Origin of the sequence: Marinobacter sp. UBA2498 (assembly GCF_002341575.1) — a bacterium.
GTDB lineage: Bacteria > Pseudomonadota > Gammaproteobacteria > Pseudomonadales > Oleiphilaceae > Marinobacter > Marinobacter manganoxydans.
In genome coordinates this window covers 28122-35251 of record NZ_DDOI01000109.1, presented here as the reverse complement: position 1 = coordinate 35251, position 7130 = coordinate 28122, and the positions used below count along the sequence as shown (strand labels likewise).

The window sequence follows — 7130 nt, the reverse complement described above, 5'->3', positions numbered from 1 at the left end:
CGCTACGAGCACATCCATGTGCGCTTGACGTCGGCCATCCTTGGCCGCCGACATTCTCGGAAAGGGGTGACTACCCCGGTCCCTCCCCGAACTTAGAAGTCTTATCGAGACTAAACTCCCAAGTTTCCGCTAGAGCAAAAAAAGAACTCAGGCCTGCTGAGCCTTATCACCCTTCTTGAGCCCAAAGTCCTCAGCAAGCGTGCCGGAATCCTTAGGATCTGTCTTGGGCGCATAATCCCGCGGCGGCTCGGAAGCGTCCTCGCGAACCTCTTCCAGGCGCTTCTTGGAAGTCTCCTGCGCCAACTCCTCCATCCAGTCTTCGTCATTGCAAAGACGGTTGGCTCCGCGTGCCATATGCTGGTTCACATCGCGGTAGGCATCGTTGAAGCGGCGCAGCAAATGGGCCGACTCCATGAAATGCTCGTTCACCTGGGCCTGGTAGCGGGTATATTCGCTTCTCAGTTCCTCAATCTGCTGTTCCGCCCGGCGCTGCCGAAGCGACGTTCCCTGCCCGGAACGGCCAACAAATACCCCGATGACAATGCCAACAACCAATGCGGCAATCGCTGCCAGAATCAGGTTTGTCATATGCTGTGTCGTCCTTTTACCTAGAAGTGAGCCAAGCCCCTGTTCGACGAGTATAACGCCCCAGGCTCCATCATCCCATGATTGTGGCCTGCGCCAATCGTCGTATTGCTGCCCAGGCGGCCAACGTGGCGAAAAATCGCCAAATGCGAGACAATATGGCGCCCAAATTTACGATCAACTTCCGGGAATACCTTGATGACAGCTGCGATGTCCTCCGAAACCAGTGCGACCATGACCCCTTGGCAACGTTACCAAAAGGATCTTGAACGCCCGGATTTCCAGAAGGACTCGGCCCAGGAAGATGCGGTCAAGCGCCTTCAGTCACTGTACGACAAACTTGTTGAAGCCGAAAGGGATCGTACCAAGCCCAAGGCCAAACTTTTCCGCAAGCTCAAAAAAGGCAAGGAAGAGCCGGTCAAGGGCCTGTATTTCTGGGGTGGGGTAGGCCGCGGTAAAACCTACCTGATGGACACCTTCTACGAGTCGCTGCCTTTTGATCGCAAGATGCGGGTTCACTTCCACCGTTTCATGCAGCGTGTCCACAGCGAACTCAAATCGCTCAAGGGCGAGAAAAACCCTTTGGAACTGGTGTCCAGGAAGTTTGCGGATGAAACTCGGGTTATCTGTTTCGACGAGTTTTTCGTGTCCGACATTGGCGACGCCATGATCCTCGCCACTCTCATGGATGGTTTATTCAGTCGCGGCGTCACCCTGGTGTGTACCTCCAACATCGTCCCGGATGGTCTCTACAAGGATGGTCTCCAGCGCGCCCGGTTCTTGCCCGCTATTGAGCTCGTCAAAAAGCACACCGATGTGGTCAACGTTGATGGCGGCGTAGACTACCGGTTGCGGACGCTCGAGCAGGCGGAACTGTTCCATTCGCCTCTCGATGAAGATGCGGACGTCAGCCTTCGCAAGAGCTTTGATGCCCTGGCGGTTGAGGCCGGCAAACACAGTAAAACGATGGAAATCAACGGCCGCAAAATTCCGGCCCAGGCCCACGCCGACGACGTGGTCTGGTTCGATTTCAAAGACGTCTGCGACGGCCCACGAAGCCAGAACGATTACATCGAGATGGCCAGGCAGTTCCACGCCATCATCGTCAGCAACGTGCCCGTCCTGGGCAAAGAAAAAGACGATCAGGCGCGCCGGTTCATTAACATGATTGACGAATTTTACGACCGCAACGTTAAAGTCATCATCTCGGCGGCGGCACCTATCACAGAGCTTTACACCGGCGGCCGCCTCGGCTTCGAATTCGAGCGCACCGAATCTCGACTGCTGGAAATGCAGTCCCGGGAATACCTTGAAGCACCGCACAAACCATAAAAAAGAAAACAGCCCTGCGTAGGTCGGATCAGCACAGCGCAATCCGACAAGAACCTGCCAGACAACCAACAGAGAGATTCAGAAATGAGCACAGACAACGTCGTTATCGTAAGCGGGGTTCGTACCCCCATGGGTGGATTCCAGGGTAGCCTGGCCAGTGTCAGCGCAACCGATCTTGGAGCGATCACCATCGCCGAGGCCGTAAAACGCGCCGGTCTGAAGCCTGCGGATGTGCAGGAAGTCATCATGGGCAACGTCCTGCCTGCCGGCCTAAAACAGGGCCCGGCCCGCCAGGCTATGCGCAAGGCCGGCCTGCCGGATCACACTGGAGCTACCACCATCAATAAGCTCTGCGGCTCCGGCATGAAAGCCGCCATGTTCGCCCACGATCTGATCAAAGCCGGCAGCAACGACATCATGGTTGCCGGTGGTATGGAAAGCATGTCGAACGCTCCCTACATCCTGCAGGGCGTTCGCAGCGGCTACCGCATGGGCCCGGGTCAGGCACCCCAGGATCATATGTTCCTGGACGGCCTCGAAGACGCCGAAACTGGTCGCCTGATGGGCGCCTTTGCCCAGGAAATGGCGGACAAGAAAGGCTACACCCGGGAAGAAATGGATGAATACGCCATCACCTCCCTCACTCGGGCCAAAAAAGCCATTGAGGAAGGCCTGCTGAAAGACGAGATCATTCCGGTAACCGTGAAAAGCCGAAAAGGCGAGGTGGTCGTTGAGGACGACGAGCAACCCCACAACGCCAACATCGACAAGATCCCGAGCCTCCGCCCGGCATTCGCCAAAGATGGCACCGTCACAGCGGCGAATGCCTCTTCGATCTCAGATGGCGCGTCCGCGTTGCTCCTGATGCGCGAGTCCGAGGCTGAAAAACGCGGCCTCAAACCCCTGGCGCGAATCGTCGGTCACAGCACCCAGTCCCAGCATCCTGCCGAGTTTACCTGCGCGCCGGTTGGCGCTATCGAAACCCTATTCGGCAAAACCGGTTGGAGCAAAGACGACGTCGACCTCTTCGAGATCAACGAAGCCTTCGCCATGGTCGCCATGATGCCCATCCGCGAACTAGGCCTGGACCCCGAGAAAGTTAACATCCACGGCGGCGCATGCGCACAGGGCCACCCGGTCGGCTCCACCGGATCCCGCCTGCTGGTCACCCTCATGTATGCTCTTCAGCGTTACGGCAAAAAGAAGGGCATTGCAGCTCTTTGCATTGGTGGCGGCGAGGCTACGGCCATGGCTATTGAGATGCTTTAAGCAGGAATCCTGTATAGCTCTTTTGCTTCGGTTGTTGGACAAGGGGCGGTCGTCTTTCTGAAACACGCCGTAAATACGTCCCTGTAGGCTTGACGGCAGCATCCATGCTGCCGACAGTTTCAGAAAGACGACCGCCCCTTGCCCCTGACAATACGAGAAGGCTTTTCGAGGCACTGGTGCCGAAGCTTCCTTTTGTCGTGAATCTGGTGACATCTGAGTCGCAGATTACATCGGAACTATGGGCGCTGACGTCGGGGTGAGCCTTCCGGGAATGTAGAGGGCCATGGATGGCCCGAAACAAGCGCACATGGATGTGCTCGTAGCGGTTCCCGGAAGGCTCACCCCGGCGGCAGTGCTTGCTCCCAAGTTTAAAGCGAAAAAAACCACCAAAACCAAAGTGGTTGCATCTAATTTTGTTGTCTATAGTGATTCTGTGCGACGGAACCCGGCGGCAAACGGCGTTTACAGGGGGATGATAGCAAAATCATACTTTTGACTGATCAAAGCGCCCGAAGGCGTTAGCTATAGTGCCAACATCACGAGCACTGTGCACGAAGCCTCCAATACATCGTGAACACCAATAATCAGAGCAGCGACTCAGAACAACAATGGAGTAGCCTTCCAATGACAAGAAAAACACATCAATGGCAGCGTTGGACCAAATTACCGCTTGCCGTGGGAGTTGCGGCGGGAGTGTCCGGTCACGCAGCCGCCTATTCGTTCTACGTGGGAGATGTGGAAGCCCAGTTCAACACCACGCTGTCCGCAGGTGCCGGTTGGCGGGTCGAAGATCGCGACAAACGCCTTATCGCCCAGGGTAACCTTGGCCCCGAGTACGCTCCGGGCGGTGCTCTGGAAAACATCGGCGCCTCCACCAACAACTACGACGACGGCAACCTCAACTTCGAAAGTGGCGATACCTACTCCAAAATCGTCAAGGGTAACAGCGAGCTTTACCTCAATTACAACGTCGACAGCTCTTTCCTTACCCGTGTTGGTGGTTTGCTTCGAGGCCGCTACTGGTATGATTTTGAACTGAAAGATGAAAGCCGTGCCGTTGATTTTGTCGGTCAGCGCCGCGAGCTGAATCAACATGCCAAGGACTATGCTTCCGGTGGTGAAATTCTGGATGCCTATGTATTCTCGGACTGGTACTTTGGCCAGATTCCGGTCAGCCTGCGTTATGGCAAGCAGGTTCTCAGCTGGGGCGAAAGTACGTTTATTCAGGGCGGTATCAATATCATCAACCCTGTAGACGTTCCCGCTTTCCGGGCGCCGGGCTCTGAACTGAAAGACGCGCTTCTCCCGGTCGAGATGTTCTACATGTCTGCGGGTATCACAGAGAACGTCACCGTTGAGACCTTCGTACAGGCAGACTGGGAGCCGGTTCGTCCGGACGACTGTGGTACCTTCTTCTCCACCAACGATTTCGCAGCTGATGGTTGCGGCCCGGTACTTCTCGCTGGCCAGCTACCGGATTCCCAGGCCTTTGCACAGGGCTTCATCGCGCCTCGGATTGGAGACCAGGAAGCGGATTCCAAAGACCAGTTTGGTGTGGCCGTGCGCTGGTATGTACCTGAGCTGAATGACTCAGAGCTGGGTTTCTACTACATCAAGTACAACAGTCGTCTGCCATACGTCAGTGGTCTGGTGAACAACCCATCCAGCCCGACTTCGACGCAGCAGAACGATCCGAGCCTGCCGTTCTCCAGCTTCCCGAGCTACTTCATCGAGTACCCGGAGAACATCAACCTGTACGGCATCAGCATCAACACCACCACACCCGGTGGCTGGTCGCTGGGCGCTGAATACAGCTTCCGCGACAACGTGCCTTTGCAGTGGAACGCTTTTGAATTGATCTTTGGTGGCTTGCAGCAGCGTGATCCAGCAGGTGACCCACTTAGTAAGCTGGAAGCGCAGCGTCTTGCAGAAAATCCGGGTGCAAACCTGGCTGGCAAGCCGGTCGCCGGATACGATCGTTTCAATGTGTCCCAGGCTCAGTTTACGCTGATCAAGTTCTTCGATCAGGTAATGGGCGCCAGTCGGCTGTCTTTGATCACGGAGTTCGGTGCAACTTATGTGCATGACCTGCCGGATTACGACGAAGCTCGTTACGGTCGTTCAGGCACCTTCGGTATTGGTACTCTCCCGTTCGGCCCAATCGACATCTGTTCCGACGGTGGTGCCAACATCAACACCAACTACTGTAACAACGAAGGCTTCACAACCGACTTCTCGTGGGGTTACCGTACCCGTCTGGTTTGGGATTACCTGGACGCCGTGGCCGGTGTTAACCTGTCACCGCAGCTGGCCTGGAGCCACGATGTTGAGGGCTACGGCCCGCAGCCGGGCGGTGCTTTCAACGAAGGCAGCAAGGCCATCGGTCTGTCTCTGCAGGCGGTGTACCAGAACAAGATTACCGGCAACATCGGTTACACAAACTTTTTCGGCGGCAAGCCGTATAACGAGTTGACTGACCGTGATTTCGTGAGTGCTAGCGTTTCATACTCATTCTGAACCCGGAAAGAATTCGTTGAACGAGGGAATTTAAATGAAACTTAACAAGAAACTACTGGCCACAGGCGTCCTGGCAGCGAGCATGTTTGCCGGCCAGGCCTGGGGTGCGGTTTCTGCTGAAGAAGCGGCCAAGCTGGGTAACTCGCTGACACCGATGGGTGCAGAAAAAGCCGGTAACGGTGGCGCCATTCCTGCCTGGACCGGTGGTCTGACAACGCCGCCTCCCGGCTACAACAATGACGGCATCTATGTGAATCCGTTCGCGGATGAGCAGCCCAAGTTCACCATCGATCAGAGTAACGTCGAGCAGTACAAAGACAATCTGTCCCCGGGCCAGGTTGCGATGATCGAGCGCTACGATGACTACTTCATGCCGGTGTATGAAACCCATCGTACGGCTGCTTATCCTGAAGAGGTCATGGAGCAGACCGTTGAAAACGCGACCACGGTTGAGCTGATCAAGGACGGTAACGGTCTGGGGAACTATCAGTCTGCCACCCCGTTCCCGATTCCCCAGAATGGTCTGGAGGCAATCTGGAACCACATTACCCGTTACAGAGGTGGTTCTGTACAGCGTACCGTTGGTCAGGTGACGCCGACTGAAGGTGGTGAATTCTCTGTTGTGAAATTCCAGGACGAGCTTACCTGGCGTACCTACCTCTCGGATTACAATCCGGACGAGGATGCGAACGTTCTATTTTACTTCAAGCAGGCCATTACCGCTCCGGCACGTCTCGCCGGTAACGTACTGCTGGTACACGAGACCATCGACCAGGTTGCCGAGCCTCGCCGTGCGTGGGTTTACAACGCCGGTCAGCGTCGGGTTCGTCGGGCGCCTCAGGTAGCGTATGACGGACCGGGTACCGCGTCTGACGGTATGCGTACTTCGGATAACTTCGACATGTTCAACGGTGCTCCGGATCGCTACAACTGGGAGCTGGTTGGCAAGAAGGAAATGTACATTCCGTACAACTCCTACAAGCTGACCGATCGCAGTCTGAGCTATGACCAGATTATTCAGGCTGGTCATATCAATCAGGATTACACTCGCTACGAGCTGCACCGTGTATGGCATGTTCGCGCAACCCTGAAAGAAGGGGCCCGCCACATCTATGCCCAGCGTGACTTCTACATTGATGAGGACTCCTGGCAGGCATCTGTCATTGATCACTACGACGGCCGTGGCGAACTCTGGCGTGTTGCAGAAGCCCACAATATGCAGTTCTATGATCAGAACGTGCCCTGGTACGCCATTGAGACGCTGTACGACCTGCTCTCTGGCCGCTACCTCGCGCTTGGTCTGACCAACGAGGAAGAGAACCCGTATGAGTTTGGCGTTGAGCGCCGCTCCAGGGATTACACGCCGGCCGCACTGCGCCGCGCCGGTACCCGGTAAGGGTTCTGAAGAAGACCAAAAAACGGCGGGC

5 protein-coding genes are annotated in these 7130 nt (G+C 56.0%); 4 read left to right on the top strand and 1 reads right to left on the bottom strand.

From position 1 onward, the window contains the following. Positions 1-147: 147 nt before the first annotated feature. The gene (locus B2W52_RS15390) at positions 148-588 is read right to left on the bottom strand and encodes a Z-ring associated ZapG family protein (RefSeq protein WP_008170195.1); all 441 of its coding nucleotides are present in this window, start codon (positions 586-588) and stop codon (positions 148-150) included. Positions 589-819: 231 nt separating this feature from the next. Between B2W52_RS15390 and zapE the strand changes: the two genes are divergently transcribed. From zapE to B2W52_RS15370, 4 genes are all read left to right on the top strand, one after another. After that, positions 820-1917, top strand: a complete 1098-nt coding sequence (gene zapE / locus B2W52_RS15385) for a cell division protein ZapE (protein WP_286803692.1) — start codon at positions 820-822, stop codon at positions 1915-1917. 84 nt (positions 1918-2001) lie between these two features. Further along, positions 2002-3186 carry a thiolase family protein gene (locus B2W52_RS15380; protein ID WP_273018059.1) on the top strand — a complete coding sequence of 395 codons (1185 nt, stop codon included), beginning with the start codon at positions 2002-2004 and terminating at the stop codon, positions 3184-3186. 624 nt (positions 3187-3810) lie between these two features. Continuing rightward, positions 3811-5703 (top strand): DUF1302 domain-containing protein, encoded by a 1893-nt coding sequence (locus B2W52_RS15375; RefSeq protein ID WP_273071662.1) that lies wholly within the window; start codon positions 3811-3813, stop codon positions 5701-5703. A 34-nt stretch (positions 5704-5737) separates the two neighbouring features. After that, the gene (locus B2W52_RS15370) at positions 5738-7099 is read left to right on the top strand and encodes a DUF1329 domain-containing protein (protein ID WP_104269937.1); all 1362 of its coding nucleotides are present in this window, start codon (positions 5738-5740) and stop codon (positions 7097-7099) included. Positions 7100-7130 lie beyond the last annotated feature (31 nt).

Bases quoted from the DNA above. Each gene is read 5' to 3' on its own strand.
- zapE (WP_286803692.1), top strand. From the start codon at position 820: ATGACCCCTTGGCAACGTTACCAAAAGGATCTTGAACGCCCGGATTTC.
- B2W52_RS15380 (WP_273018059.1), top strand. From the start codon at position 2,002: ATGAGCACAGACAACGTCGTTATCGTAAGCGGGGTTCGTACCCCCATG.
- B2W52_RS15390 (WP_008170195.1), bottom strand. From the start codon at position 588: ATGACAAACCTGATTCTGGCAGCGATTGCCGCATTGGTTGTTGGCATT.
- B2W52_RS15370 (WP_104269937.1), top strand. From the start codon at position 5,738: ATGAAACTTAACAAGAAACTACTGGCCACAGGCGTCCTGGCAGCGAGC.
- B2W52_RS15375 (WP_273071662.1), top strand. From the start codon at position 3,811: ATGACAAGAAAAACACATCAATGGCAGCGTTGGACCAAATTACCGCTT.